The sequence below is a fragment of the Stenotrophomonas sp. SAU14A_NAIMI4_8 genome, assembly GCF_003086695.1.
In the GTDB taxonomy this organism is placed as follows: Bacteria; Pseudomonadota; Gammaproteobacteria; order Xanthomonadales; family Xanthomonadaceae; genus Stenotrophomonas.
Genome location: NZ_CP025999.1, coordinates 2,307,623 through 2,333,914, shown reverse-complemented (window position 1 = coordinate 2,333,914; position 26,292 = coordinate 2,307,623). Strand labels below are relative to the sequence as shown.

Here is a 26,292-nt window from a genome sequence, read left to right as displayed (position 1 = left end):
TCAGCGCGCCCGCAGCCAGTGCAGGTAATTGGTGTAGCGCTGGTGCAGGTACTTCAGTTTCAGCAGATCGTCGTACAGGTGGCCGTACAGCTTGCGCCCCTTCACGCGCTCTTCCACCAGCCGTTCGATGCGGGTCAGGCGCTTGCGGGTCTCGCCTTCGCCCAGGCCGTCCAGGCCCTGCGCGAACTGCTCGGACAGCGCGCCCACCGGATCGTCGCGGTCCAGGTCCAGGCGGTCGTACTCGGCGGTGGACGCATCGAACAGCCAACGCAGCCAGCCCAGGTGGTCGCTGCGGTAGGCGGCGTTTTCCGGCAGCGCGAAGAACGGTGCGTCCGGGTCGGGCTGCAGCTTGTCGTTCAGTACGAACGGCAGCACCTGGCGCACATCGTCCAGGGCCACGGTGGTGTTGCCGCGGAAGTAGGCCATGGCCTTGGCAAACATCAGCAGTGTCATCAGGTTGCGCACGGACAAGCCGTTGCGGGTCTGGCAGCCGAGGTCCTTCATGCGGTCGCGGCCACTGTCGGCGGCGGTCAGCTGTGCCCAGTCGGCGCCAGCCAGGCGCGCGGTGTCCTTGGTCATGTATTCGAACTGCGCACCGGCGGTTTCCATCAGCTCGAACTGGCTGCTGAAGAATTCGATACGGCGGCGCACATCCTGCGGAACCTCGACCGCGCGGATTTCCTGCAGCAGCTGGTCACCCTCGGCCTCGGTGAAGATGATGTCGCGCGGCACGACTTCTTCGGGGCGGATGTCCTGTTCGATGCGCAGCAGCATCTCTTCCAGGAAGCGCGGGTTGAATGCCAGCGCCTGCACGACCACGTCGATGCGGTCGCGCAGGGCCTCGATCACCTGGTAGGTGCCGCCTCCGCGATCATCGTTGGCGGTCAGGTACCAGGCCGATTCGGGGCATTCGTAGACGTGGTTGAGGATTTCGGCGTAGTTGTCGCCCATCACCGTGAGCAGGGCGCTCTGGGTGCGGGTGGGAATGCGGTTGTACTCGTCGATGATCTTCACCCGCATGCTCAGCCAGCTGCGCCAGGCGATGCGGATCTGGTTCATGTCCTGGGCGGCGACCAGGTCGGCCGGCAGCGGGTTGCCAAGCAGATCGGCAATGGTCATCTGCGGGTGGCCGTGCTGCATGGCGCGGCGCACCTCGCGCACCGGGTAGCCGGCCAGCACCCCCATCAGGATGGCGCTGGCGGTCTTGCCACGACCGGGCCCGCCCACGAACAGGCACTTGCGGCGGGTGGCGAAGGTCAGCAGCGGCAGCAGCACGTAGCTGGAGTAGCTCTGCGCCGACGGCAGGGTGAGCGGACGGCGGCTGTCACCCACGTTGAACCGCGGTGACGGACCGTCGTGGTATTCGATGTCGTAGTGCGGGCTGATGATCGCGTTGTTGACGATCCAGAAGTAGGCCTGGCGCAGCTTCTCGTCCAGCGCCAGCGGGGCCGCAGCGGCATCACCGGGCAGTGCCACCGGGCCCGCGTACAGTTCGGCCACATCGAAGCTGCGTGGCGCCGGCTCGGCGCGGGGATTGGTCGGCGCCTGCGAAAGACGCTGGAACAGATTGAACGGGGGCACGCAGATCCTTGGGTGACGGCCTGCCCGGATTGTAGAACGGCCGCGCGTGGTCTGCGCCCTGCGGCTGGGGAAACGTCGGGGAAACGTCGACTGGGTAGGGTCGGTTGGGGATGCGCGACCGGGCTTTGCCGACTGGGAATGTCCGACTGGAAATGGTCGGCTGGAAATGGTCGGCTGGAAATGGTCGGCTGGAAATGGTCGGCTTGGTAGAGTCGACTGTTAGTTGTGTAAACCCACTACGTTATTCAGCGGCACTCTGGAGATAGGTGGCTGGCCGCCGATCCCCATATGGGGACGGTGCCAGTTGTAGTGGTGCAGCCATTGGGTCAGCACGGAATTGCGTTGGTCCGACGGCGTTAAACGGGCATTTTTATGGTTGTTCATCCGGGCTCTTTGGGATCTGGAGAGGTGTGGTAACCACCATTTTCCAGAGATGTCCCGGATGAACAACGTACAGAGAGATCACAACTAACAGTCGACTCTACCCCGTCGTTGCCTCCCGTCGTCGCCGTCCCGTCGTGGCCCCCCAGTCGTCGCCGTGCCGTCGTTGCCCCCAGTCGTCAGCGTCCCGTCGTTGCCACCCAGTCGGTGTCATCCGTCGCCGGGGTCCAGTCGCCGCCATCCGGCTGCCGCACCGATCTACAATGGCCCATGGCCGCATCGCCCACCCTGGACCAGTTGCGCCGCTACGCGGTGTCACGCACGTTGTTCGCGCCTACCACGCTGATGGCGGCGATTCGTCGCCTGGGGTTCGTGCAGGCCGATCCGATCCGCGCGCCTGCCCGTGCACAGGACCTGACCCTGCGGCACCGGGTGAAGGACTACCGCGCTGGTGACCTGGAGCGCCGCTATGCGCGGCTGCCGGTGGAAGAAGACTGCCTGGTGAACTACGGCTTCCTGCCGCGCGAGCACGTGGCGCTGATGCACCCGCGCGTGCCCAAGCGGGCCTGGGATGCGGCCACCCGGCGCCGCGCCGAGCAGGTGCTGGCATTCGTGCAGGCGCAGGGTGCGGTGCACCCGCGCGAGGTGGACCAGGTCTTTGCGCATGGACGGGTGACCAATTACTGGGGCGGCACCAGCAACGCCAGCACGCAGCTGCTTGATGGCATGCACTACCGCGGGCTGCTGCGGGTGCAGCGGCGTGACAGTGGCACGCGCATCTACGCACCGGCGCTGCACGCGCCGCTTGAGGCCGATGGCCTGACCGCGCAGCAGCGTGCCGAGGCCTTGCTGGCCCTGGTGGTGCGCAAGTACGCGCCGCTGCCGGCGGCCAGCCTGACTTATCTGGTGCGGCTGCTGGGCTACGGCGCTCCGCACCTGGCCGCGCCGCTGCAGCAGGCCCTGCGCGACGCGCGCGCGCAGTTGGCCAGCTGCACGGTCGATGGCACGGTCTGGTTCTGGCCGGCCGACGAGAACCCGCGTTCGCGACGCCACGCAGTGGATGAGGCCGTGCGCCTGCTGGCGCCGTTCGATCCGGTGGTCTGGGACCGTCGCCGCTTCGAACAGCTGTGGGGCTGGGTCTACCGGTTCGAGGCCTATACGCCTGCACCCAAGCGGCGCTTCGGCTACTACGCGTTGCCCCTGCTGTGGCACGACCAGGTGATTGGCTGGGCCAACGTGGCGGTGGCCGGCGGCCAGCTGCTGCCGCAGTTCGGTTACATCGGCGGCGCCGCACCGCGCGGTGCGGCGTTCAGCAACGCGCTGGACGATGAGCTGCAGCGCATGAGTCGTTTCCTGCTGGACTAGCGCCCGCCATCTCCGCGCGGCGACCGGCGGACGCGGGCACGCGCGCGGTATAGATGGTCATCGGCGCGGTGGATGGTGTCGGCCACGCTTTCGCCGGGCACATGCTGCGCTGCGCCCATCGAGAAGGCGCAGGGCGAATCGCTGCAATGATCGTTGTACCAGCGCTCCAGTTCCTGCAGCCGTGCCGGGTCGGGGTTGTTGGACACCACCAGGAATTCATCGCCACCCAGCCTTACTACGGCCTCGTCCTTGCCCAGCGGTGTACGCAGGAAGGTGGCGAAGCCGACCAGGATCGCATCGCCGCGGCGATGGCCTTCGCTGTCGTTGATCTGCTTGAAGTGGTCCAGGTCGAACACCAGGCAGGCCCAAGCTTGTCCGGTCTGCGCTTCCAGGGTGTGCAGGTAGCGCCGGTTGTTGCACTGGGTCAGCGGATCCTTGAAGGACAGTTCGCGCAGCTGCTGTTCCTGGGTGCGCAGGGCGGTGACATCCTGCGCGTGGCCCAGCACATAGGGCGGCTGGGCTTCCGAATCCAGCACGTTGTGGTAGGCCCAGTAGCGCCGGGTGCCATCGGCGGCGATCAGTTCAATCACGCCCGAATCGGTGTGGTTGGCGCCGATGCGGCGCAGATAGGCGGCAAAGTGGTCCTGCTTTTCCTCGGGCATGAACTCGCCCAGGCTGCGGCCGACCACGTGCGCTTCGTCGTAGCCCAGCGACTGCATGGCGGCGGGGTTCACCGAGGTGAGCGTGCCATCCAGGGTATGGGTGCAGATCAGCCCCAGGCTGTAGTGGAACAGGCGCCGGTAGCGCACTTCGCTGGCTTCCAGCGCATCGCGGGTGCTGCGTTCCTCGCTGATGTCCTGGATGGCGCCGACCAGCCGCTGGCGGCCTTCGACGATCTGCCGGTTGCCGACCACGCGCACCCAGATGTCGCGCCCATCGGCGGTGGTCATCGGCAGCTGCAGTTCGTACGGTGTGCCTTCGTCCACGCAGCGCTTCACCGCCGTCTGGATGATGCCGCGGGTGTCGGGCCGGTAGAAGGACAGGGCGGTGGCCAGCGTGGGTTCGTAACTGGAACGCACGCCGTGGATCTGCTTGGTTTCGCGGGTCCAGCGCACTTCGCCGGTGGCCAGCTCCAGTTCCCAGCCACCCACGCGCGCGGCGGTGTTGGTGCGCTCCAGGAAATCTTCGCTGCGCTTCAGTTCGCGGTGCAGCACGCGCGCTTGTTCCACCTGGGCCAGCAGCGCGCTGCGTTGTTCCAGCACCTGGGTGGTGACCCGGCCCAGGTGCACCATCAGTTCGCGCTGCGAGGGCGAGAGCACGCCGGGCAGGGTGTCGAGCAGGCACAGCGTGCCGATCTGTGCGCCGTGCGCCGTTTCCAGCGGAATGCCCGCGTAGTGGCGGATGCGCGGCCCGCCCAGCACCAGCGGGTTCTGCTGGAAACGTGGGTCCTGGCGCGCATCGGCAACTTCCATCAGCCCCTGCTGCTCGATGGCGTGGGTGCAGAAGGAGATGTCACGCGGCGTTTCGCAGGTGCCTTCCAGGCCGATGTTGGCCTTGAACCATTGGCGATCGTGGTCGACCAGCGAGATCAGGCCGGTCGGCATGCCGGTGGCGGCGCGCGCGGCCGCCACGATGGCGTCGAACACGGGTTCCGGTGCGGTATCCAGCACCCCCAGGCGATTCAGTTCTTCAAGTCGGGCGACTTCATCCATGGCAAGCATGTGCTGTGTAGGGAAGTGTGGTGCTGCGACCTGCGGTCCGATGCTGACAATGAACGGGTTATGCTGATGCGCACACCAGTGAAGCGTGCGTCAATGCGGGGTACTGGCGCATTGACGCAGTTCACGAAGCAGTGCAGCCACGCGCGCCGCACGCTTCCTGTTGCATTGCCGCATTCAACGCCGCGCGTGCGCCACCAGGGCCAGCACCACCGCACCGGCGGCCACGCTGGTATGGCCCGAATACAGCGCCAGCCCCAAGCCAAGGCCGCGCAGTGCGATGGCCACGCCGAGCGCCATCAGCAGCAGGCTCCAGCCAGCCAATCGCCAGCGCCGTGAACTTGCCGGCACGAGGCTGCGGCCCAGCAGGTCGCGCTGGTGGCGTTCCATCGCCAGCGCCAGGCAGGCAAAGCCGGCGCCGCACAGCAGCAACAGCAGGGCGTGCATCACGAGGCCACCCCGCTGGCAGCCGCAGTGCGTGGCGCGCGTGCACGGGCGACTCGCGGAGTGAAGCGCCAGGTGCGCCAGGCCAGACAAGCGTGCAGGCCGGCCAATGCCAGCAGGGTCAGGTCGGTACCGGCAAAGGCCCAATCGGCGGCCGGCAGGGTGACCCACAACGGGCGTGCGGTGGTCGCTGCGTTCAGTACCGGCACCAGGGCCAGCAGCATCGCCGCCAGGCAGAACTGTTCCACCCAGGCGCGTTTGGGCGTGCGCAGGCAGGCATGGACCAGCATGGCTGCCCACACGATGAAGAACACATGCACTTCCCAGGCGGCCCGTTGCGGCAGGCTGATCGGCAGCAGGCGGTTGGCCCAGAAGAACGCTGCCATCGCCACCGACAGCCCGGCGACGGTGGCGATGTTCAGGCGTTCCACCAGGCGGAAGCCGAAGTACGGCCGCTTCGGGTCTGGCAGTTGGCTGCGCCGTTTCACTGTCCACAGCACCAGGCCGGTGCCGACCATGGCCGTGCCGACCAGGCTGACCACGAAGTACAACCAGCGCGTGGCGGCGTCGGCGAAGCGGCCCAGGTGCAGGCCGTACAGCACGCCCTGGGTCTGCGCGGCCGCGCCGGAATGTTCCTTGGCCTGCAGCAGGCGGCCGCTGCTGCCATCGAACAGCAGGTAGTGCGGCGTGGTGGACACACGGCTGGACTGCGCACGCACCACGGCCACCCGCGCGGCGGCATCGCCGGGGTTCTGCACCTGCACGGCGCCGATGCTGCCGACCCCCCAGCGCTGCTCGGCCTGGGCGACCAGTGGCGCGACATCGACCAGCGCGGCGGCTACGCCGGCGGCAGGCTGGCGTGGCAATGACAGCCGCATTTCACTGGTCACCTGCTGTTGCTGGCGCTTGTCAGGCAGTTTCGACAGGCCCCAGGGCATGTACAGCACCGCCAGCATGACCAGCCCGCTCCAGGTGATCATGAAGTGGAAGGGCAGGCCCAGCACCGATACCGCCGCATGGCCATCCAGCCACGAGCGCTGCCCCTTGCCCCAGCGGAAGGTGAAGAAGTCGGCGAAGATCTTCTTGTGGGTGATCACCCCGCTGACGATGGCCACCAGCATGAACATAGCGCACAGGCCGACGATCCAGCGCGCCCACAGCGCGGGCATGTAGTGCAGGTTGAAGTGGAAGGCGTAGAAGAAGTCACCACCGGCAGTTTCGCGCGAGGGCAGCGGCGTGCCGGTGGCGGCGTCGAACAGGCCCGACTGCATGCCGTGGCGACCGCCACCCCCGCCCGCGGGCGCCCACATGGCCGCTACCCAGGGCGTGCGCGCGGTGGGCAGGGTCAGGCTGATCTGGCGGGCGCCGGGGCTGTCGTGCTGAAGCTGCGCAATGAGCCGTGCGCTGGTTTCTGCCGGGGGCGGCAGCTGCTGCGGCGTGGCGATCTCCGGCCGCGTGTAGCGCGAAATCTCGTCGCGGAAGTAACTGGCGGTGCCGGTCAGGAACATGGCGTACAGGATCCAGCCGGCCAGCAAGCCCACCCAGATATGCAGGTCGGACATGGTCTGGCGGATGCCACGTGGCTTGCTGGCGCGTGTGGCAGTGGTCGTGCTCATGCGCCCCCCGTGCCGTGCACGGCCAGCGTGACCAGCCACAGTGGCACCGCCAGCAGCGCCAGGCCGGCCCATGCGCGGCGCGCCGAGCGTACGGCGAACACCCACACCACCGCGCCGGCATACAGCAGGAAGCTGGCCAGCATGCCGGTGAACACCGCCTGCTGCGGGTCGATGGGCAGCGACAGCGCGGCCACGCTGCACAGCGCGGCCAGCAGATAGCCACCCAGCAGGGCGGCGACAATACGTGACAGCAGCGGCAGCCATGCGGCCAGCGCTGCCCAGCGGGAATCAATCACCGGAACAACCTCCAGGGCGCCACGCCGCGCGGACGTGGCGCGGGCAGGGATCAGAAATCAACCGTGGCTGAAAGCACGGCGGTGCGCGGTGCGCCCAACCCGGAACCGAGGCTGCCGGCCCAGTACGCCTTGTTGGTCAGGTTCTGCACGCTGGCGCGCAGCACCAGCGGCTTGCCTGCGGCATGGGTGGCATAGCGCGCGCCCAGGTCGTATACCGTGCGGCCGGGCACCCATTGGCTGTTGTCGGCGTTGATATAGCCCTTGGACAGGCTGATGGCATTGCCGGTGACGGTCAGGCCCGGCAGGCCGGCCACGTCCCATTCCAGGCCCAGCTTGCCCTGCCACTGCGGGGTGGCCGTGGCCAGGCGGCCCTGGTTGATGCCGCCCTGGGTGCGGGTCAGCTTGGGCTGCAGCCAGCCGATGCCACCGACCACCCGCAGCTGTTCGGTGGCCTGGCCGAACACGCTCCATTCCACGCCACGGTTGCGCTGCTGGCCCCCAAACGAAAACACATTGCTGGCCGGGTCGGTGTAGGAGGCCGGCTTGTTGATCTCATACACGCTCAGCGAGCTGGCCATGCGCCCCAGGTCCAGCTTGGCGCCGGCTTCGCGCTGGCGCGTTTTGTAGGGCGGGAACACTTCGCCGGCATTGGCGGCGGTGACCGGTGCAGTGCTGCCCTGGCTGAGGCCTTCGATGTAGTTGGCGTACAGCGACAGTCGTCCGCTGGCCTTGAACAGCAGGGCGGCGGCCGGCGTGTTGGCGCTGGCGTCATAGCGCGCCGTGCGCTTGCCGCTGCTGCCATCCAGGGTATCGCTGAGCACGTTCTGGCGGCGGATGCCCAGGGTCAGCTGCACGCGTTCGTCGGCGAATGACAGGGTGTCGGCAATGCCGACCGTGGTGGTGCGCACTTCGCCGGTCTTGGGCAGCGCAGCGTTGCTGTAGCTGCGGTCGATGGCCGGACCCCAGTGGGTATCGTAGATATTGGTGACCCAGTCACTGGCCAGCATGTTGCGCAGGAAACCGAAGCGGTACTCGTGGTGGTACCAGGCCGCGCTGACGGCCACCGCGTGGTCGACCGCGCCGGTGCGGAAGCGCGCCGTCAGGCCGGCTTCGGCGGTGTCCTTGCTGTACTTGAAGCGCTGGTGGGCGAAGTTGTTGCGGAAGTCGCCGGCGGCGTTGGTGATGAGCGTGGTACCGCTGGCGATGGAGTCGAAATCGGTATTGCCATGGCCATAGGCGGCGTGCGCGGACAGGTGGTCGTTGATCTCCATTTCCCAGCGCAGTGCGGCGCCCCAGTCCTTGACGTTGCTGAAGGTCCAGTCCGGTGCGAACAGGGTGTCGGCCTTCGGCGGGCGCGGTACGGCCAGGCCGCTGGCCAGCGAGACGCCGCGGTTCAGGCCATCCACGTGGTCACGGCTGGCGAACACATCCATTGACACGCGGCTGCGCTCACCGCGCCAGTCCAGGCCCAGCGAGGCCAACTGCGCGCGATGCTGCTGGTTGTCGGTGGCGGTGTCGCCAGAGCGATGCACGGCGTTCAGGCGCACGCCGAACTGCTTGTCCGCGCCGAAGCGACGGCCGATATCCAGATGGCCGCCCAGCTGTGCATCGCTGCCATAGCTGGCGGTGAAGCGGGTCAACGGCACATCGTCGGCGCGCTTGGGCACCAGGTTGATCGCCCCACCCACCGAACCGCCGGGCGGCATGCCGTTCAACAGCGCGGACGGCCCCTTCAGCACTTCCACCCGTTCGGCCAGCTCGGGCGAGACGCGGTAGTAGGGAATCAGGCCGTACAGACCGCCGAAACCGATGTCCGAGGAAGCAACGCTGAAACCGCGGATGCTGAAGTAGTCGGTGATGCCGCCGGTGGAGCCGCCGTTGTAGACGCTGGGATCGGTGGCGGCGATCACCCGCACCAGGTCCGGTGCCTGCAGGTTCTGGATGTAATCGGCGGTGTAGCTGATCGTGTTGAACGGGGTGTCCATGAAGTCCAGTTCACCCAGCAGGCCAGCGCGGCTGCCGCGGGCGACCTGGCCGCCGGCATAGACGCCGCTGTCGTCTGCCTTGTCGGCGCGCACGTTCACCGAGGGCAGCTCGGTGGCAGGGTCGGCGGCGCCGCCGGTGGGGCCTGCTTCGGCGTGCGCGGTGGCGGCCAGCAGCAGCGAGGGCAGCAGCGCCAGGCGTGCGGCGCGCACCAGCGGGCGCAGCGATGGCAAGGGAGAAACGATGACGCGGGACATGGCAATACTCGTCGAGGGGAGGGAGTGGGTTCGGCCAGGGCTACGCCGTCGCGGGCCTGTGCACAGGGCGACGTAGACGGCAAGGTGGCTGGCAGAACGCACGCCGTTCCTGCGGCGGGCAGGGGCGCGGACTGTGGCTGGGTGCAACGGTTCCGTACCCTGCACGGGCACGGAGCTGGAACAGGGGTCAGATGTCGTCGGCGAGGTCGTCGACATCCTGCAGGCCACCGCCCTGGTCCAGCACACGCTGGTAGTTCAGGCGACGGCGCTGGTCGGTTTCGGTGGTGGTTTCGCCGCGCTTCCAATAGCCGGCCACGGCCACGGTCTCGCGCGGCAGGCCAGCGTGCTGCAGGAAATGACGGCGCAGCTCACGCATTTCCTCGCGCTCACCGGCGGCCCAGACCACGCTGCGGCGGCTGTCGGCCACGCAGGCCTGGGCGGTGCGCAGCAACGGGGTGGGGTCGGTCGGCGTGGGGGCGTCCAGGCGGTGTACGTGCACGCCCTCGATGGCCGGCAGTTCGTCTACCGCCTGCGCGTCGTCGCTGGCGATCCAGAGATCGGCCCGCAGTGCGGTTGGCCATTGCTGCAGCAGGGCAGACACGGCCGGCACGGCACTGGCATCGGCAAACAGCAGCGCATGGCCGCCGGCCGCTTCGGGCACCTGCAGGTGCGGGCGCGGTCCGGTCAGCGCGAACACATCCCCCGGCTGCAGGGCACGCACCCAGGCCAGCATGGGGCCGGGGGCGGCATGCAGCACCACGTCGAACACGAACTGGCGCTGTGCGGTATCCACGCTGCGCACGGTGTAGATGCGCGAGACATCGTCGAACGCGGCGCCCAGCTGGATGCGTACGGCGGTGTTGGCGCGCAGCCAGGGCGCCAGCGGCGCATGTGCCGGCAGGCGGCAGGTGACCCGCAGCAGGCTGGGCGTGGCGTGGCTGGTGTGGACCACGGTGACCTGCAGCGCCTGCAGGCCACGATCGTGGTCGGCGCCGCGCAGCGTGCCCTGGACGGGCGCGGCGGTGGGAAGAACAGACATCGGCAATCCAATCCGGGTACGAATGCGAATTAGTTACATCATAGTAAACTAAATTCGCGGTACTGCAACGCGGCCGCTACCGCGCGCATTGACCTGCGCCCGCGCGGTGACCACCATGGCCGGGTTCCTGTCCACCAGCCGCACCGGAGTTCCATGGCTGCACCCCACACACCTGCCGCGCGCGGCCGACCGCCGTCGATCACCCGCGAGCGGATCGCCGATGCCGGCATTGCGATGACCCTGCCGAAGCTGAGCATCGTGGGCGTGGCCGGGCTGCTGGGCGTCAGCCATATCGGGCTGTACAAGCATGTGGCCAACCTGGCCGCGCTGCGCAGCCTGGTGGCCGAGGTCATCTTCGAGCGCTGGCAGCCACCGGCCGTAGACGCAGGGCGGGGCAGTACGCTGCAGGCCGACCTGCTGGCGTTCCATCGTTCGCTGCGCGCCCTGGTGGACCAGAATCCGGGGCTGGCCCCGTTCCTGGCCACCCACGGTGCCAAGACCGAACAGATGGTGCTGCGCATCCAGCAGCACCAGGCCGCGTTCGCCGCTGCACATGGTCTGTCGGTTGCGCAGGCGGCGTGGCTGCTGTCCACCGTGGCCTACCACTGTGTTGCGCTGGCCGATACGGTGTACTCGCGCCACCTGCCCATCGACACCGACCGCCGCCCCTACGATGCGGCGGCGGCCGAAGCCGAGTTCGAACGGGGCATGCAGGCCTTGATCGACGGCGCGGTGGCCATGCTGTCGCAGGTGGAACGCTAGCGCAGCGGCGCCACCAGGATCGCCGCGTCCAACACCGGCAATGCCTGCGGCGCCTGCCCCGAGGAGGCGACCAGGCGGATTTCCAGCGTGGTGCTGCCGCCCGCGGCGGCCGAAAGCCCGCTGAAGGCCGCCAGCTTCTGCGGCAAGGGCACCGCGAACGTGGTCGGATGGCTGTGGTCCATGCCCGGCATGCTGGGACCGAAGAACGACACCGTGCCGGCATAGTACGGGCTGTCCGCATCCACGCTGCGCACGCCGGCCGGGGCGTTCACCAGCACGTCGAATTCGCGCGCATTCTGCAGGCCCTGCGGGCGCTCCAGAGTGACTTCGGCAATCAGCTGGCGCGGTTCGGTGGCGGCCAGGTGTGCACGCACGGCCGCGCGCGGTACGGCCACACGCACCGCGTCCTGCGCACGGGTGCCGCGCACCAGGGTTGCTTCGGCGGCACCAGGAACAGCAGCGGCCGCCGCGCTGGCCACCGCGTTGGCACCGGCACCGTACGCGTAGTCGTAGTCGTAGTCGAAGGCCTGGGTGGTGAAGAAATCGCGCGCCGTCTTGTTGCCCACCGGGCGGCCCTGGGCATCGACGAAGAAGCGGAAGGGTTCGCGCATGAACTGTTCGCGGGTGGCCGGATCGGTGGGCATGATCGGGCGGCCGAAGCGTTGCTGCTGCTTGGTCCAGACATCCCACAGGCGGTCCATGTTGGCGTGGTGCAGGTAGAAGATCGGATCCAGCGGTGACAGGAAGTTGGTCATGTTGCCGTAAGGGCCGGGATCGACCGCGCCGACGCCGCCAATGCAGTTGTGCACCTTGTTGTGCGGGAAGCCTTCCAGCACCGAGAATTTCGTGGCGCCGTCGGGTTGCAGCACGTGCGAGGCGGTGCGCGAACTGGTGAAACTGCGGCTGATGTCGGGGTTGTTGAAGTCCTGCGGTGACAGGCCGGCGCGGATGGTATCGGGCGATACCGCCGAGGCGGTCTTCGGGTCCAGTTGCGGGTGGTCGTTCCACAGGTAACGGGCGCCGCAGGTGACCGCGTAGGCGGCATTGCCGGAAATGCCGGTCTGTTCCTTGGCGTTGTAGCCGGTCACATCGTTCCAGACATCGTCCATGCTGTTGTAGCCGCGCAGCGACAACTGCTTGCGCTGGTCCGGGTCCAGGGTGGCCCAGTAGCGCTGCAGAGCCGGTTTGATGAAATCGGTGAACACCGCCAGGTTGCGGGTGTAGCGCGAATAGGCCGCGTCGGTGGGGGTCAGCACGCCCTCGAACATCGACGGTGGGATCTTCGGCAGTTCGGTCCAGTCCCAGTACGGCATGGCGAATTGCGGATCGCCGCTGAGGCTGCGGATGGTCTGTTCGAAGTAACCCACATAGCCGCGGTGCCAGACGAAGAACCACCAGTTGCCGTGCGGGCAGTCCATCAGGTGCACGAAGGCATTGCGGAACCAGTTGCGTGGATCGTCGGGCGGCAATGCCAGCATGGCGCGGATGCCGCGCGCATAGCTGGCCAGCATGCGCTGGCCCTGTGGGCTGGTGACGCTGTAGCGCTGGAAGCGCGCCGCGCCGGCTGCGGCGGCTGCAGGGGCATCGTCGGCCAGTGCCGCCGGCGCCAGCGAGGCCAGCGATGCGCTGGCGGTGGTTGCGAGGAAATCACGTCGTGTGAGGCGCATGGCATCCTTCCTGGTGTGTGGTGGAACCGCATGGGGTCGCACAGCACGGCAGGGGCCGGCGGCGTGGCCGCGGGCCCAACGGATACATCCCGTCCGTTGCCTGCCCGTGGCGGTCGCGCAGCGGCAACCGGGGGCAGGCGGCCGTAGTATAGGCACCGCCTGCGGCCCGGTTCTGGGCAGCAGGGCACACTCGGAAAGACGCTGCGCCGGTGGTCAGCGCGATCCCTGGGGGTTCAGGTAGAGGCGGGCGCCATCGGCGTCCCGGCGCCCTGACCAGCGGCCGCTGCCGCTCTGGCGGAAGCGCGCGATCACCGTGTTGTTGGTATCGGTCAGCAGCAGGTCGTTGCCCGACAGCAGCCAGCGGTTCACCGAGAACACGCCGTCGGGGCAACCGGCCGGCACCCAGGCGCCGTAGCCACCGAACCAGGTGCTGTCCTTCAGTTCAATGGTGCAGCTGTTGCCGCCTTCCTGGCCCAGGGTCCACTGCCCGAACAGATCGCGTTCGTCCACATCGTCGCGCCGGTGGCGTGCGCCATGGCCCCGGCTCTCACCCCAGTCGTCGTCAGCGCCGTCGTCGATGCTGATGTCGATCTCGCTGCGGCTGCTGCGTGTCTGGGTAGTCTCGCTGGAGGTGGTCTGCGTGGTGGTGCTCTGTTCGCCCACCGGTGGCGGGGCGTCCTGCGCGGTGGCGGGCAGGGGGCCTGCCAGGGCCAGGCTGGACGACATCAACAGCAGCACGGAACGGGTGCGGATGACCATGGTCGGTGCCTCGAGGGGAGCGGCGGAAGGGCGCGCGCGCCCAGCCTGGCCCCGGCCCTGCATCGGAGGCGTGAACTAGCCGGTCTGCGCCAGTGCAACCCGCACCCGGGTGGCCAGCTCGTCGATGGTGAAGGGCTTGCCGATCAGCTGCACCCGGGCATCGAGCACACCGTCGTCCACCAGCGCATTGCGGCTGTTGCCCGTTGCGTACAGCACCTTCAACCCGGGATGCCGGGCCAGCGCCTGCTCGGCCAGCTGGCGACCGTTGACTTCAGGCATCACCACGTCGGTGAACAGCAGAGCGACGTTCGGATGGGCATCGAGCAGGGGCAGGGCGCTGGCGGCGCCATCTGCGGACAGTACGTCGTAGCCCAGCTCGGTCAGCGCATCGACCGAGAAGCGGCGCACCGCCTCGTCATCGTCCACCACCAGGATGCGCTCGGCGCCCCCGTCCGGCGGCGTGGCGGGGCTGCGTGAGGGCGGCCGCGCCGACGGCGCCGCTTCACCCAGCAGGCGCGGCAGGTAGACGCGCACGCAGGTGCCGTTGCCGGGGCTGGAGTCCAGCGCCACATGGCCCGCCGACTGCTGCACGAAGCCATAGACCTGCGACAGCCCCAGGCCCGTGCCCTGGCCGACGTCCTTGGTGGTGAAGAACGGATCGAAGGCGCGCGCCTGCACGTCCGGCGCCATGCCGGTGCCGGTGTCGCTGACCGCGATCAGCACGTAGTCGCCTGCAGGAATGCCGGGATGGGACGCCGCGTTGCCGATGTCGATGCGGCAGTTGCCGGTCTCCACCTTCAGGCGACCGCCGCCGGGCATGGCATCGCGGGCATTCACGGCCAGGTTCAGGATCACGTTTTCCAGCTGGTTGGCGTCGGCGTGGGTCCACCACAGATCGCGGCCCAGTACGGTTTCCAGCATGATGCTGCTGCCCAGCGAATGCACCAGCAGATCGCTCATGCCGGCCAGCAGGTGATTGCTGTCCAGGGCGACCGGTTGCAGCGGCTGCTGCCGCGAGAACGCCAGCAGGCGCTGGGTCAGCTGCGCGGCGCGCTGGGCGCCATCGAGCGCCATTTCAATGTAACGGTGGGCGCGGCTGTCGCCACTGTCGATACGCAGTGCCAGCAGATCCAGCGGGCCGATCACCGTGGCCAGCATGTTGTTGAAGTCATGTGCGATGCCGCCGGTCAACTGGCCCACCGCTTCCATCTTGCGGCTCTGGCGCAGGGCATCTTCCACCCGCAGGCGTTCGGCCACTTCGGCGTGCACGCGTGCTTCCAGCTGCTCGTTCAGTTCCTGCAGGCGCGCATCGGCGGCTTTGCGGCGGGTGATATCGATGGCCACGCCCAGCATGCGCACGCACTGGCCATGCTCGAAGATGCCGCGCCCCTTGGCGGCCACCCAGCGCAAGATGCCGTCTTCCTTGCCGACGGTGCGGTATTCCACATCGTAGCTGGCACGCCGGGCCGGATCTGCGGCCGCATCCAGCGCGGCCAGGGTGGCGTCGCGGTCGTCGGGGTGCAGGCCGGCGCGGAAGTCGTCCATGGTTACGTGTGCACCGGCGGAGATGCCGAACATGGCCTTGGTACGGGCCGGCCAGATCAGCAGGTCGCGCACCAGGTCCACATCCCAGAAGCCCTGTTCACTGGCGTCGGTGGCCAGGCGCAGGCGCTCCTCACTATCGGCCAGCGCGGCTTCGGCGGCCTTGCGCGCGGACAGGTCCAGCATGGCACCGATCATGCGCAGCGGCTGACCCTGTGCATCGCGCAGCACCGCGCCGCGGTCCAGTACATCGGCATAGCTGCCATCGGCGCGGCGGAAGCGGTACTCGTCCATCCAGGCGCTGCCCTGTCCGTCGATCACGGCGTGGATGCTGGCATCCACCCGTGCGCGGTCGTCAGGATGGATGTGGTCCAGCCACCACTGCGCCGTGGAGGTCTTCACCGCGTGGCCGAACAAGTGGTTGACCGCTTCGTTCCAGATCACGTGGCCATCGACGATGCGCCAATCCCAGATGGCATCGTTGGTGGCCTGCGCGGCCAGCCGGTAGCGCTCCTCGATATCCAGGCGCTCGGCTTCGGCGGCCTTGCGGTCGGTAATGTCCAGCGAGGTGCCGACCAGCCCGATGACGGTGCCATCGGCATCACGCAGTGGCGCCTTGGTGGACAGCCACCAGGCCTGCCGGCCATCGGCGTAGCTGATCTTCTCTTCCAGCTGTTCGGTGCGGCCACTGGCCATGATGCGTTCGTCGGTGGCCATCACTGCCGCGGCCTGCGCGGGGTCGCCCAGCAGTTCGGCGTCGGTCCGGCCCACGTACTGCTGCGGCGGCAGGCCGATCAGTTCGGTGGCGCCATGGTTGCCCATCAGCAGGCGGCCCTGGCGGTCCTTGGCGTACATCACACCGGGCGCGGCTTCCATGAACGAGCGCAGCAGCGCCTGTGCCTGGTCGCGTTCGGCCTGCACGCGCAGGCGCTCGTCAATGTCGATCAGCACGCCGGGGAAGCCGGTCGCGCGGCCGCTGGCATCGCGCTCGATGCGGCCGATGCCTTCCAGCCAGTGGTACTGCCCGTCCTCGCCACGCGCACGGTAAGGGTGGGCGAAGCGGTCGCCTTCGCGCACGGCGGCGTCGATGGCGGCGGTCAGCCCGGGCAGGTCGTCGGGGTGGATGGCGCCCAGCACGTCGTGCAGCTGCAGCTTCTGCCCGGCCAGTGCCGGGTCCAGGCCGAAGGCGCGGGCCAGGTAGGCATCCACGGTCAGCTGGTCGTTGGTTACGTCCCAGAACCAGGTGCCGACGATGGCGCCGGCGGCCAAGGCCATGTTCACGCTGGCCGCAGCGCGTGCCGCAGGGAAATCGTTCGGGGGTGCAGCGTTCACGGCGGTCTCGGCAGCTAAAGAGTGGGCCCCGGCCGCCAGCGGCGGGGGCGCCAGTCTAGATCAGCCGGGTGTGGTCAGGGCGTGGTGCCCGGTGGCCCGTTGCGGTCGGGATCGGGCGCGACCCGTGCCACCCGCTTGCGGTAGTCATGCACGTTGTCACCGCGCACGCGCCGTTCCTGGGTGCCGGTAATGCTGTCCACCCGCCGGTCCGAGCCGGTGACCGGCTTGGCGTCGATCTCGGTTTCGTGCTCGAACCCGTGCGACTTGTCGGTGTTGCGGTAGTAGCGGTACAGCGCCCAGTACAGCGCCGTGGCGCCTGCCGGGCCTGCGGCCAGCAACCAGAGACCAGCGTCATCACTCATGTCGTTGCCACCAGGAAGGCGATTGCGAGAGCTTCGATGATCGTGCCGGTGGTGAGCGCGGCCAGCAGCAGCTTCCACTGCTGCACCGGCACGCTGCCCATGGTTTCACCGGTGCGGCCGTTCACCGCGATGTAGTGCAGCATGCCGCCGTTGCGGCCGGGCTGGTGGTAGGAATACAGCCAGACCGGCAGGTACATCGCCACCCAGCGGGTACCGTGCACCTGCAGTTGTTCCTGTTCCCAGCGCACACCGCGGTCGTAACGGTTCACGCTGCGCTCCACCTGCGCGCGGGCAATGGACAGCAGCTGGTCTTCCAGCCGCGGCCGCAGCTTTTCCACGTCCAGGTCGCGCTTTTCCGAGGTGAAGCCGGCCAGGTAGGAGGCGTTCCACTTCACCGCGTTCTTGGTATCGAACGGCAGGATGGTGTTGATGATGTTGTTGGTGTTGGCGCGGGTGTCCAGATTGCCGCGGTCGGCCGAGGATTCCAGCGGCAGATCGTCTACGGTGAAATCCACCTGGCGTTCCACCTGGTAGATGTCGGCATCGTAGTAGGTCTGCTTGTTCTTTTCCGTGCCGCGGGTGTACTCGCGGGTCTTGATCTCGCCCTTGCCGGCCACTGCCGCGCTCACATTGCCGTCCACGATCATGTAGGGCAGGTACACGCCCACCACGTTTTCCGGGGTGAACTGGTCCTTGAACGCCTTCAGCGCGAACATGCGCCGCTTGTCCACGAACTGGCGGATGCGGGCGACGGCGTCGTCCTTGCGGATATGGAACGGCAGCACCGCGTCGGGCACCGCGCCGTTGGCAATCTGCTCGTTCACCCCGAACACGTGCCGGCACCAGTGGCAGCGGGCGGTCATGGTGCTTTCGGTATTGACCGTCACCTCGGCGCCACAGCCGGTGCACTTGAAGGTCATCAGTGCCGACAGGTCGGCATCGATGTCGCGCGCGCCGCTGGCGATCACCGTGCCGCGAAGCTCGCCGATGGCCTCGCCCAGGCCGAAGGCTTCCTCCACGCGGGCGCCGTGCCATTCGTGGCGGCAGAACTGGCAGACCAGGATGTCGGTGCCCAACCGTGGCCGGATATCGGTGGCGCCACACTTGGGACAGCGGTTCAGGCCGTCCTTCAGTTCGCTGGCCGCGGTGTCGATGGCCAGCGGGTCGGGCGCCTCGATCTCATCGCGGATCGCCTGCGGAAGTTTCGAGGTGTCCAGCGGGAAGCTGCCGGGCGGCGGCGGTACATCCTGCGGCGAGCCGGGTCCATCCAGCGCCGCCCCGGGCAGGGGCGGCGGCGTGGGTGCAGCGGGCGGCACGGGGGGCAGGGGCGGCGGGCTGTTGCGTGGATCGGACATGGTGGTGGTCGGTCCTGCCGGTTACAGCCCCAGCGCCTTGGCCTTCAGCGCGTCGTAGTCGCTCTGCGTGATCAGGCCCAGGTCCAGCATTTCCTTGGCCTTTTTCAGCTTGGCCACCGGGTCTTCCGCCGCCGGGGCGGTGGGCTGCTGCAGGTTGCCGGCACCGAACATGCCCGAGGCCATGCCCACGCCCACCAGGCCGGCCGCGCCGCCGTTCTCGCCGGCCGACTGGATGCCCTGGGCCACGCTGGCCTGCAGGTTGGAATTGCCGCGCGCACCGGACAGAGCGTCGGCGCGCTGCACGGTCTTCAGCAGTTCGCGGGTGTTGGCGTCGTACTCGATGGAGACGATGGCCGTCTTGACGATGGCCAGGCCGCGATCGCTCTGCCACTGGTAGGCCTGTTCCACCGCGGCCGACAGGCTCTGCGCGAAGCCGATCGAATCCTGCTGCAGCTTGGTGATGCGGTTGCCCTTGGCCGGGTCGTTGCTGTACAGGCTGAAGGCCGGCGCCAGCGAACCCACCACTTCATTGAACAGCTGGGTGGCGGCGGCATTGTCCATGTCGGTGAAATCGAACACCTGGCCGGGCTGCAGGTAGCTGGCCGGCACGAAGTTCTTCACGAACAGGATCGGGTCAACGATCTTCAGCGTGTACGAGCCACGGGTGACCGCACCAACCTGGGTATTGAGGAAGGCATCGTCCCAGTAGATTTCCGACTGGGTGCCGAAACGGTTGTCCGGCAGTTCCTTCAGCGAGACAAAGAACGCTGCCTGCTGCGAACCGGGCTGGCCGCCGAACTTGAAGCGTTCCCAGCTCTGCTTGATGAAGGTGCTGACCAGCCCATCGCCGGCGAAGATCGATTGCGAGTTCAGATCGTCCGAGCGCCATTCATAGCCACCGGGCTCGGCCACGAAGGCGGTGATGGCACCGTCCTGGAACAGCAGCAGGCCATAGCCTTCGGGCACGACGATCTTCGAGCCGTTGCTGATGATGTTGGACGAACCGCTGGTGTTGGAGCCGCGCCCGGCATTGGTGCCACGCGGCACCGCCGCGAACAGCGCCGCCGTGGACGGCAGGCCCGTCGGCACGGTGTAGAAATCCTTCCACTGGTCGGCCAGAACACCGCCTACCGCACCCTTGACCGCCTGTACCAGACCCATGACCTGCTCCGTGTGGTTGTCTGGGCAGACTATATATCAGCGCGGGCAGGGCGCGTTGGGGGTGGAAACCACCCCCGCTGCGGCGGTTACATCATGGCCCGGTTGATCAGGCCCCAGCCGATCAGCACCACCAGCAGGGCCGGCAGGGTCACAAACGAGGCGATCATCCAGCGCAGGGCCTTGCGCGAGGTGACGGCGGCCGGACCCATCTGCCCGGTCGCCTTCAGCGACGAGGTCTTGTTGGCGTAGACGGTGGCCACGATGCCGAAGGGCCAGAAGCCGCAGAAGATGCTCAGGATCGCGGCGAACAGGTAATCCTTGGGCGGATTGGCCGGTGCTGCATTCTCCATGAAAACGTTTCCTCCATTTTGGAGGCGCGATTATGGGGCAGCCCATGGGCCTTTGGAACGGCACGTTGCGCTTCTAGCGCACGGATTGAGGCACCCGTCGCAACTTGCTGATGTCATAGCCCATCGCCTGGATGCGGGCGACCGCCTGCTGGTACTGGGCCTCGCTCACCTGCGGGGTGCGGGCCATGTACCAGACGTAGTCGCGCTTGCTGCGGCCGACGATGGTCTGGCCGTAGTCCGTATCGACCCAGGCGATGATGTATTCGGCCTGGATGGGCCAGACGAACTGCATGCCCCAGACCGCGCCGGCGCCTTCCGGTTCCACCCGGCCAATGGGGTGCATGGTTTTCAGCGGCGCCTGGAAGCTGCCCTTGCGGTAGGTAAAGGTGGTCTGGATGCGGCCATCGGGGCGCGGTGCGTAGCTTTCCACTGCATCGAAGGCTTCGCGTTCGGGCCAGGACGGAATATGGGCGATCACGTACCAGTCGCCCATGAAACGCGGCACATCCACCGCCGCCGGGCGCGGCAGGGGGCGGGTGTCCTGGCTGCTGCAGCCGGTGCCGATCAGGGCCACGGCCAGCAGGGAAAACAGCGGCGGCATGCGCATGGTGGGCCTCGCTCAGCGGGGGCGGAACAGGTAGTGGGCAACCAGCCACTGCTGGCCGTCGTCGTAGCCGAACAGCTCGGCGCAGGCCATCCAGAACATGCGCCAGCGCTGCCACCACACGCGTGCGGCGGCGTCGCTGCCATAGGTCTGGGCCAGCAAGGGCAGCAGTTCTTCGCGCGCTGCATCCTGGTTGGCCAGCCAATGGTTGGCCGTGCGCTGGTAGTGGGTACCGTCCAGCAGCCAGCGCTGCTGCAGCTGCAGGTCGTGTTGGAAATGCAGCAGGGTATCGGCGGCTGGCATCAGGCCGCCGGTGAAGAAGTGACGACCCATCCAGTTGTCATCGCCTTCGGTTTCGAACGGGTACATCAGCGTGCGGTGCGCGAAGATGTGCACGAACAGCGCGCCGTCCGGGCGCAGCCAGCCGGCGATGCGGCCCAGCAGCTGCGCGTAATTGCGCACGTGCTCGAACATTTCCACCGACACGCAGCGGTCGAAGGCGTGCGCGGGCAGCTCCAGCAGATTCACGTCACGGGTGAGCACCTGCACGTTGCGCAGGCCGCGCGCTTCGCACTGCGCCATGATGTGTGCGCGCTGGCTGTGCGAGTTGGACACGGCGGTGATGCGCGCCGTGGGGTAGCGCTCGGCCATCCACAGGGTCAGCGAGCCCCAGCCGCAACCCAGTTCCAGGATGTCCTGGCCATCGGCCAGGCCGGCGCGCTCGCCATACAGTGCCAGCATCGCATCCTCGGCCTGGTCCAGGGTTTCGTGACCGGTGCGGTAATAGCAGCTGCTGTACTTCAGGCGGTGGCCCAGGCACGCCTGGAAGAACGCGGCCGGCACTTCATAGTGCTGGCGGTTGGCCGCATCCACGTGCAGTGCCAGCGGGCTGCTGGACAGTTCCTGCAGGCGCTGCTGGAACCGTTGCGACTGCGCCTGCAGGCCGCCGGCCTGTTCTTCGGCCAGGCGTTGCGCACACATGCGGCGGATGCCCAGGCGCAGCGCGCCATCGGGCAGCCAGCCGCGTTCGGCCCAGCCGGTCAGTCCGGTTTCAACCAAGGTGGGTGGGGGGAGCGAAGTGACCGCATTCATGGCGAGGGATCCTTGGGCGAGCGGGGGAACCACGGGAAGAACATCGGGGTGCTGCGCTGGTACTGGCGGTAGTCCTCGCCACGGCTGCGCAGCGCCTGTTTTTCGGTGAACGGAACACCGCTGAGGTAGCGCAGGAACACGTACATCAGCAGCGGGCCGGCCCAGGCCAGCCACCACAGCGGCGAGCCCACGGCCAGCAGCACGTAGGCGAACCAGTGCAGCCATTCGAAGAAATAGTTGGGGTGCCGCGAGTAGCGCCAGAGGCCGTCGCGGCAGGTGCGGCCCTTGTTGGCCGGGTTGGCGCGGAAACGCGCCAGTTGGCGGTCGGCCAGGCTTTCACCGCCCACGCTGAGCAGCCAGACTGCCACCGCCGCGGCGATCCAGCCCCCCATCTGCGTGCTGGTATTGGCGGCCACCGCAACGAACGGCAGGGCGAACAGCACTACCAGCAGCGCCTGCGCCATGAAGAAGCCGAAGATCTTGCCTTGGTGGCCGTGCCAGTGTTCACGCAGGTAGCGGTAGCGACCGTCTTCGTCTTCGTGGCGCACGCGCTGCCACAGGTGCAGGGCCAGCCGGGTGCCCCACAGCCCGCCCAGCACCGCCAGCGCGATACGCGGTGCCGGCACCCCCTCACCCAACCAGGCCAGCAGCAGCGCAGCGGCCGCCACGCCCTTGGCCCACAGCACATCGACCACGCCGATGTTGTCGTGGCGGCGCTGCCAGGCCCAACCCCAGCTCATCACCAGCGCGGCGTACAGCAGCACCCACAGCAGGCCGCTCATGGTCGCGCCCTCTGCAGCAGGGGCCGGCGCGGTGCGCGGGCGCCATGGCGGGCCATTCCGACCAGCAGCGGCAGTGCCACCGCCCAGCCCAGGCCCAGCAGCGCCAGGCCCTGCCAACGGGGTTCAGCGAAGGCGACCGCATCGAAACCGCGTGCGGCCGACAGGTAGGCCAGCGGCGCCAGCAGCAGGCCGAACAGGATCGGCAGCAGCCAATGCCGCTGCAGGAAGGCCATCGATGCGGTCAGGGTCATGGCGAAGGCGGCCCACAGCGCACAGATCCACGGCGGTGGTGCCCAGCCGAATGGGGCGGCGGCATAGCGCACGCTGCCGGTGGCGGCCACCACGCCGTCCACCAGCCACGCGCAGGCCAGGGCCAGCGCCAGCAGTTTCAGGTCCAGTCGGGGCTGTGGCGAGGTCATCAACTGGCTGCCGATATAGATCGTCGCGGCCAGCAGGGCCGGCCACTGCCAGCCGCGTGCGGCACCGGCCACGGCGCACAGCCAGACTGCCTGGTTGCCGAGCAGATTGACCCAGGTGCGGCGCATCTCACACCGCCTGCCCGGCATTGCCGGCGGGGCGGAAGCCGGGGCGCGCCAGCAACAGGTGCGACACGCCGATCGAACGTTCCAGGAAGCCGCCCTCGCAGTAGGCCAGATAGAACTCCCACAGGCGGCAGAAGCGCGCGTCGAAGCCTTGTGCCTGCACGGCGCTGCGCTGGGCCAGGAAGCGCTGCCGCCAGGCGCGCAGGGTCAGGGCATAGGAGTGCCCGAAGTCGTGCTGGGCCACCAGCTGCAGGTCGCTGCTGCGGGTCTTGGCGGCCATGATCGCGTTGATGGAGGGAATGAAGCTGCCGGGAAACACGAAGCGCTTGATGTAGTCCACGCTGCGGCGCGCCTGCTCGTAGCGATGGTCTTCGATGGTGATTGCCTGCAGCAGGGCTACACCATCGGGCTTCAGCAGGCGCTGCAGGGTGGCCAGGTAAGTGTCCAGGTATTCGGCGCCAACGGCTTCGATCATCTCGATCGAGACCAGCTTGTCGAACGGCCCCTGCAGGTCGCGATAGTCCTGGGTAAGCAGGACGATGCGGTCCTGCAGGCCGGCCTCGCGCACGCGTTGCTGCGCCAGCGCGTGCTGTTCGGCGGAAATGGTGGTGGTGGTCACATGGCAGCCGTAGTGCCGTGTGGCATGCAGGGCGAAGCCGCCCCAGCCGGTGCCGATTTCCACCACGCGGTCGCCCGGCTGCAACTGCAGCTGCCGGCAGATGCGGTCCAGCTTGCGCTGAGATGCGGCTTCCAATGTTTCCTGTTCGTTGGCGAACAGTGCCGAGGAATACATCAGGTCCGGCGACAGGAACAGGCTGAAGAAGTCGTTGCCCAGGTCGTAGTGGGCGGCGATGTTGCGCCGGCTGCCGGCGCGGCTGTTGCGGCGCAGGCGGTTCCAGCCGCGCAGCAGCCAGCCGCCCACGCGCGCCGGGCCGCGCTCCATGCCGTCTAGCAGGTCGCGGTTGCGAACCAGCAGCTGCACCAGCGCCACCAGGTCCTCACAGCGCCAATCACCGTCGATATAGCTCTCGCCCGCACCCACGCTGCCCTGCGCGGCTACCTTGCGATAGAACGCCGGGTCTTCGATGGTCACCGTGGCGTGCAGCTCGCCGCCGGGTTCCCCCAGCCGTTGTTCGCCAAAGGCATCGCGCACCAGCAGGCTGCCTTCGCGCAGCGGTGCCAGCTGGTCCAGCAGGCGGCGGCGCAGGAAGGCGTCCAGCGCGCCGGGCGGGGCCAGGGACACCGAGGGAGTGAGTTCGTTCATCGCGGTTTCTCGGCAAGGGAAGGGTGGTCGTGCACAGGGTTGCGCTTCAGCCACAGGCGCAGGGCCTGCCAATGAATGGCGGCCACCACCTGCACGGTCATCAGGGGGTAGGCGGCCAGCACCCGGGCCAGGCCGGGCCCATCCAGCGGCCGGCGCTGCATGTTCTGGGTGGCATCGAACTGGCGCACACCGTCGCGCCAGACCTGCATGTGCACGCGCAGTTGCTCGCCGGGCAGGTTGAAGCGCCAGTCGTAGTGGCAATCCATGGCCATGAACGGCGATACATGGAAGGCCTTGTCGAACTGCCAGCGCAGATCCTGGTTGCCATGCAGGGCACGCGCAACCGGCAGCACGTAGGCGTGGCGCTCTTTCCAGGGCGTATTGGTGATCTCGGCCACGATGCAGTCCAGGGTCTGGCCATCGGCGCGATAGCAGTAGTAGAAGCTGACCGGATTGAACACATGGCCGCCAAAGCGCAGGTGGGTGAGCAGCCGCACCGGGCCCTGTGGGCGATAGCCCAGCTCGCGGGCCGCATGGTCGCGCACGGCATCGGCCAGCGGCTGGTCCGGATCGCCGAAATAATCGCTGCGGCGGAACTCGGCCACGTTGCGGCGGTTCACCGACCACAGCCAGCGCCCGGCAAACACGCTGTCCAGTTCGTTCAGATCCAGCAGCAGCTGCGCGATCGGGTAGCGGAACGCATGCGCGTGCGGCTGGTGACGGCGGTGCAGCACATGGCCGAAGTAGAGGGCGCTGCCGCTCATGCCGGCACTTCCACATCGAAGGTGCTGCTGGCCTGGGCGGTACGCTCGCGCAGCGCATCCACCACCCGGCGGGCGCTGCGGATGCCGTCCTCGTGGAAGCCCCAGCCCCAGTAGGCGCCAGCAAACCACGTGTGGTGGCGACCCTGCACTTCACCCCAGCGCTGCTGTGCGCGTACGGCAGCGTGGTCGTGCACCGGGTGCGCGTACTGCAGGCGGCGCAGCACCTTGTCCGGATCGATGGCATCGCTGCGGTTCAGGGTGACTACCAGTGGCGTATCGCCGGGCAGGCCCTGCAGCAGATTCATGCAGTAGCTGACCGTGCAGGCCGCATCGGGCGCGCGCGGCACATGGGCATTCCATGCGGCCCAGGCCTTGCGGTTGCGCGGCAGCAGGGAGGCATCGGTGTGCAGCACGGCTTCATTGGGCTGGTAGCGGATCGCGCCCAACACCGCGCGTTCCACTGGGTCCACCTGCTGCAGCAGGGCCAGGGCCTGGTCGCTGTGGCAGGCCAGGATGACTTCATCAAAGCCTTCCACGCCGGCGGCACTGTGGATGCGTACGCCCCACGGCAGGCGTTCCACCGCGTGTACCGGGCACTCCAGGCGTTCGCGTACCTGCCAGCGCGCGCGCAGGGCATCCACGTAGCGCACCGAACCGCCGCGTACCACCCGCCACGGCTGGCGCCCGGTTATCTGCAGCATCTGGTGGTTGGCCATGAACTGCACCAGGTAGCGCGCCGGGAAGTCCAGCACCGTGGCCGTGGGCGACGACCACAGCGCCGAGGCCATCGGCAGCAGGTGCTCATCGACGAAGGCCTGGCCGTAGCCGTGCTGCTGCAGGTATTGGCCCAGGGTGGGGCCGTGTTCTTCCTGCAGCAGGGCCGGCGCCTGGCGATAGAAGCGGCGCAGGTCGGCCAGCATGCCCCAGAAGCGCGGCGAGACCAGGTTGCGGCGCTGGCAGAACAAGCCATCAAGCGAAGTGGCGTTGTACTCCACGCCGCTGCGCTCGCTGTGCATGGAAAAGCTCATGGTGGTGGGCTGCGAGGCCACGCCCAGCTCGTTGAACAGCCCGGTGAGCAGCGGGTAGTGCTGCTCGTTGAAGACGATGAAGCCGGTATCGACGGCGAGCGGGCGCCCATCCACGGTGACGTCATGGGTGTGGGTATGCCCACCCAGATAATCGTTGGCCTCGAACAGCGTGACTTCATGTTCGCCGTCCAGCCACCAGGCACTGGCCAGCCCTGCAATGCCCGATCCGATGATTGCGATGCGCAT

The 26,292-nt window shown here is 67.9% G+C and carries 24 protein-coding genes; 2 read left to right on the top strand and 22 right to left on the bottom strand.

What is annotated here, in order from left to right:
* Window positions 1-1,581 (bottom strand): AAA family ATPase, encoded by a 1,581-nt coding sequence (locus C1930_RS10780; protein ID WP_108753202.1) that lies wholly within the window; start codon window positions 1,579-1,581, stop codon window positions 1-3.
* A 219-nt stretch (window positions 1,582-1,800) separates the two neighbouring features.
* Window positions 1,801-2,031 carry an integrase core domain-containing protein gene (locus tag C1930_RS20630; RefSeq protein WP_267895976.1) on the bottom strand — a complete coding sequence of 77 codons (231 nt, stop codon included), beginning with the start codon at window positions 2,029-2,031 and terminating at the stop codon, window positions 1,801-1,803.
* Window positions 2,032-2,232: 201 nt separating this feature from the next.
* Here C1930_RS20630 and C1930_RS10770 point away from each other — a divergent pair, with 201 nt between their 5' ends.
* Window positions 2,233-3,327: a crosslink repair DNA glycosylase YcaQ family protein gene (locus C1930_RS10770; protein WP_108771708.1), complete on the top strand. Its 1,095-nt coding sequence runs from the start codon at window positions 2,233-2,235 to the stop codon at window positions 3,325-3,327.
* Here the strand turns inward: C1930_RS10770 and C1930_RS10765 are convergent.
* The 6 genes from C1930_RS10765 to C1930_RS10740 form a co-directional block, all read right to left on the bottom strand.
* On the bottom strand, window positions 3,324-5,039 hold the full coding sequence (locus C1930_RS10765) for a PAS domain S-box protein (RefSeq protein ID WP_108757730.1): 1,716 nt from the start codon (window positions 5,037-5,039) through the stop codon (window positions 3,324-3,326). The two genes, C1930_RS10770 and C1930_RS10765, sit on opposite strands and share 4 nt — an antisense overlap.
* A 183-nt stretch (window positions 5,040-5,222) precedes the next feature.
* Window positions 5,223-5,492 (bottom strand): DUF3325 domain-containing protein, encoded by a 270-nt coding sequence (locus C1930_RS10760; protein WP_108756258.1) that lies wholly within the window; start codon window positions 5,490-5,492, stop codon window positions 5,223-5,225.
* Window positions 5,492-7,105, bottom strand: a complete 1,614-nt coding sequence (locus tag C1930_RS10755; protein ID WP_108756259.1) for a PepSY-associated TM helix domain-containing protein — start codon at window positions 7,103-7,105, stop codon at window positions 5,492-5,494. The genes C1930_RS10760 and C1930_RS10755 overlap by 1 nt, the downstream gene beginning before the upstream one ends.
* Entirely contained in the window at window positions 7,102-7,401 is a 300-nt protein-coding gene (locus C1930_RS10750; RefSeq protein ID WP_108771707.1) for a DUF3649 domain-containing protein, read from the bottom strand. Before C1930_RS10750 ends, C1930_RS10755 begins: the two co-directional genes overlap by 4 nt.
* A gap of 50 nt (window positions 7,402-7,451) precedes the next feature.
* Entirely contained in the window at window positions 7,452-9,641 is a 2,190-nt protein-coding gene (locus tag C1930_RS10745) for a TonB-dependent siderophore receptor (RefSeq protein ID WP_108771706.1), read from the bottom strand.
* 187 nt (window positions 9,642-9,828) lie between these two features.
* The gene (locus C1930_RS10740; protein ID WP_108756262.1) at window positions 9,829-10,680 is read right to left on the bottom strand and encodes an SIP domain-containing protein; all 852 of its coding nucleotides are present in this window, start codon (window positions 10,678-10,680) and stop codon (window positions 9,829-9,831) included.
* 153 nt (window positions 10,681-10,833) lie between these two features.
* Here C1930_RS10740 and C1930_RS10735 point away from each other — a divergent pair, with 153 nt between their 5' ends.
* Window positions 10,834-11,442 (top strand): TetR family transcriptional regulator, encoded by a 609-nt coding sequence (locus C1930_RS10735; RefSeq protein WP_108756263.1) that lies wholly within the window; start codon window positions 10,834-10,836, stop codon window positions 11,440-11,442.
* Here the strand turns inward: C1930_RS10735 and C1930_RS10730 are convergent.
* The 14 genes from C1930_RS10730 to C1930_RS10665 form a co-directional block, all read right to left on the bottom strand.
* Complete coding sequence (locus C1930_RS10730) at window positions 11,439-13,109, bottom strand: tyrosinase family protein (RefSeq protein ID WP_108771705.1); 1,671 nt, start codon at window positions 13,107-13,109, stop codon at window positions 11,439-11,441. The genes C1930_RS10735 and C1930_RS10730 overlap by 4 nt on opposite strands.
* Before the next feature lie 213 nt (window positions 13,110-13,322).
* Complete coding sequence (locus tag C1930_RS10725) at window positions 13,323-13,868, bottom strand: AprI/Inh family metalloprotease inhibitor (RefSeq protein WP_234412641.1); 546 nt, start codon at window positions 13,866-13,868, stop codon at window positions 13,323-13,325.
* Window positions 13,869-13,943: 75 nt separating this feature from the next.
* Window positions 13,944-16,742: a PAS domain-containing protein gene (locus C1930_RS10720; protein ID WP_234412640.1), complete on the bottom strand. Its 2,799-nt coding sequence runs from the start codon at window positions 16,740-16,742 to the stop codon at window positions 13,944-13,946.
* Window positions 16,743-16,816: 74 nt separating this feature from the next.
* Complete coding sequence (locus tag C1930_RS10715) at window positions 16,817-17,104, bottom strand: hypothetical protein (protein ID WP_108749726.1); 288 nt, start codon at window positions 17,102-17,104, stop codon at window positions 16,817-16,819.
* The gene (locus C1930_RS10710) at window positions 17,101-18,459 is read right to left on the bottom strand and encodes a hypothetical protein (protein ID WP_108756266.1); all 1,359 of its coding nucleotides are present in this window, start codon (window positions 18,457-18,459) and stop codon (window positions 17,101-17,103) included. The genes C1930_RS10715 and C1930_RS10710 overlap by 4 nt, the downstream gene beginning before the upstream one ends.
* Before the next feature lie 21 nt (window positions 18,460-18,480).
* Window positions 18,481-19,620 (bottom strand): SPFH domain-containing protein, encoded by a 1,140-nt coding sequence (locus C1930_RS10705; RefSeq protein WP_108749724.1) that lies wholly within the window; start codon window positions 19,618-19,620, stop codon window positions 18,481-18,483.
* 86 nt (window positions 19,621-19,706) lie between these two features.
* Window positions 19,707-19,970 carry a CD225/dispanin family protein gene (locus C1930_RS10700; RefSeq protein ID WP_108753195.1) on the bottom strand — a complete coding sequence of 88 codons (264 nt, stop codon included), beginning with the start codon at window positions 19,968-19,970 and terminating at the stop codon, window positions 19,707-19,709.
* A gap of 73 nt (window positions 19,971-20,043) precedes the next feature.
* On the bottom strand, window positions 20,044-20,577 hold the full coding sequence (locus C1930_RS10695; RefSeq protein WP_108771704.1) for a lipocalin family protein: 534 nt from the start codon (window positions 20,575-20,577) through the stop codon (window positions 20,044-20,046).
* Between the two features lie 12 nt (window positions 20,578-20,589).
* Window positions 20,590-21,666, bottom strand: a complete 1,077-nt coding sequence (locus C1930_RS10690; RefSeq protein ID WP_108771703.1) for a class I SAM-dependent methyltransferase — start codon at window positions 21,664-21,666, stop codon at window positions 20,590-20,592.
* Window positions 21,663-22,448, bottom strand: a complete 786-nt coding sequence (locus C1930_RS10685) for a DUF1295 domain-containing protein (RefSeq protein ID WP_108756268.1) — start codon at window positions 22,446-22,448, stop codon at window positions 21,663-21,665. The genes C1930_RS10690 and C1930_RS10685 overlap by 4 nt, the downstream gene beginning before the upstream one ends.
* Window positions 22,445-22,993, bottom strand: coding sequence for a DUF2878 domain-containing protein (locus C1930_RS10680; RefSeq protein WP_108756269.1), 549 nt, complete (start codon window positions 22,991-22,993; stop codon window positions 22,445-22,447). The genes C1930_RS10685 and C1930_RS10680 overlap by 4 nt, the downstream gene beginning before the upstream one ends.
* A gap of 1 nt (window position 22,994) precedes the next feature.
* Entirely contained in the window at window positions 22,995-24,254 is a 1,260-nt protein-coding gene (locus C1930_RS10675; protein WP_108771702.1) for a cyclopropane-fatty-acyl-phospholipid synthase family protein, read from the bottom strand.
* Window positions 24,251-25,018, bottom strand: coding sequence for a DUF1365 domain-containing protein (locus C1930_RS10670; protein ID WP_108756271.1), 768 nt, complete (start codon window positions 25,016-25,018; stop codon window positions 24,251-24,253). The genes C1930_RS10675 and C1930_RS10670 overlap by 4 nt, the downstream gene beginning before the upstream one ends.
* Complete coding sequence (locus tag C1930_RS10665) at window positions 25,015-26,292, bottom strand: FAD-dependent oxidoreductase (protein ID WP_108756272.1); 1,278 nt, start codon at window positions 26,290-26,292, stop codon at window positions 25,015-25,017. Before C1930_RS10665 ends, C1930_RS10670 begins: the two co-directional genes overlap by 4 nt.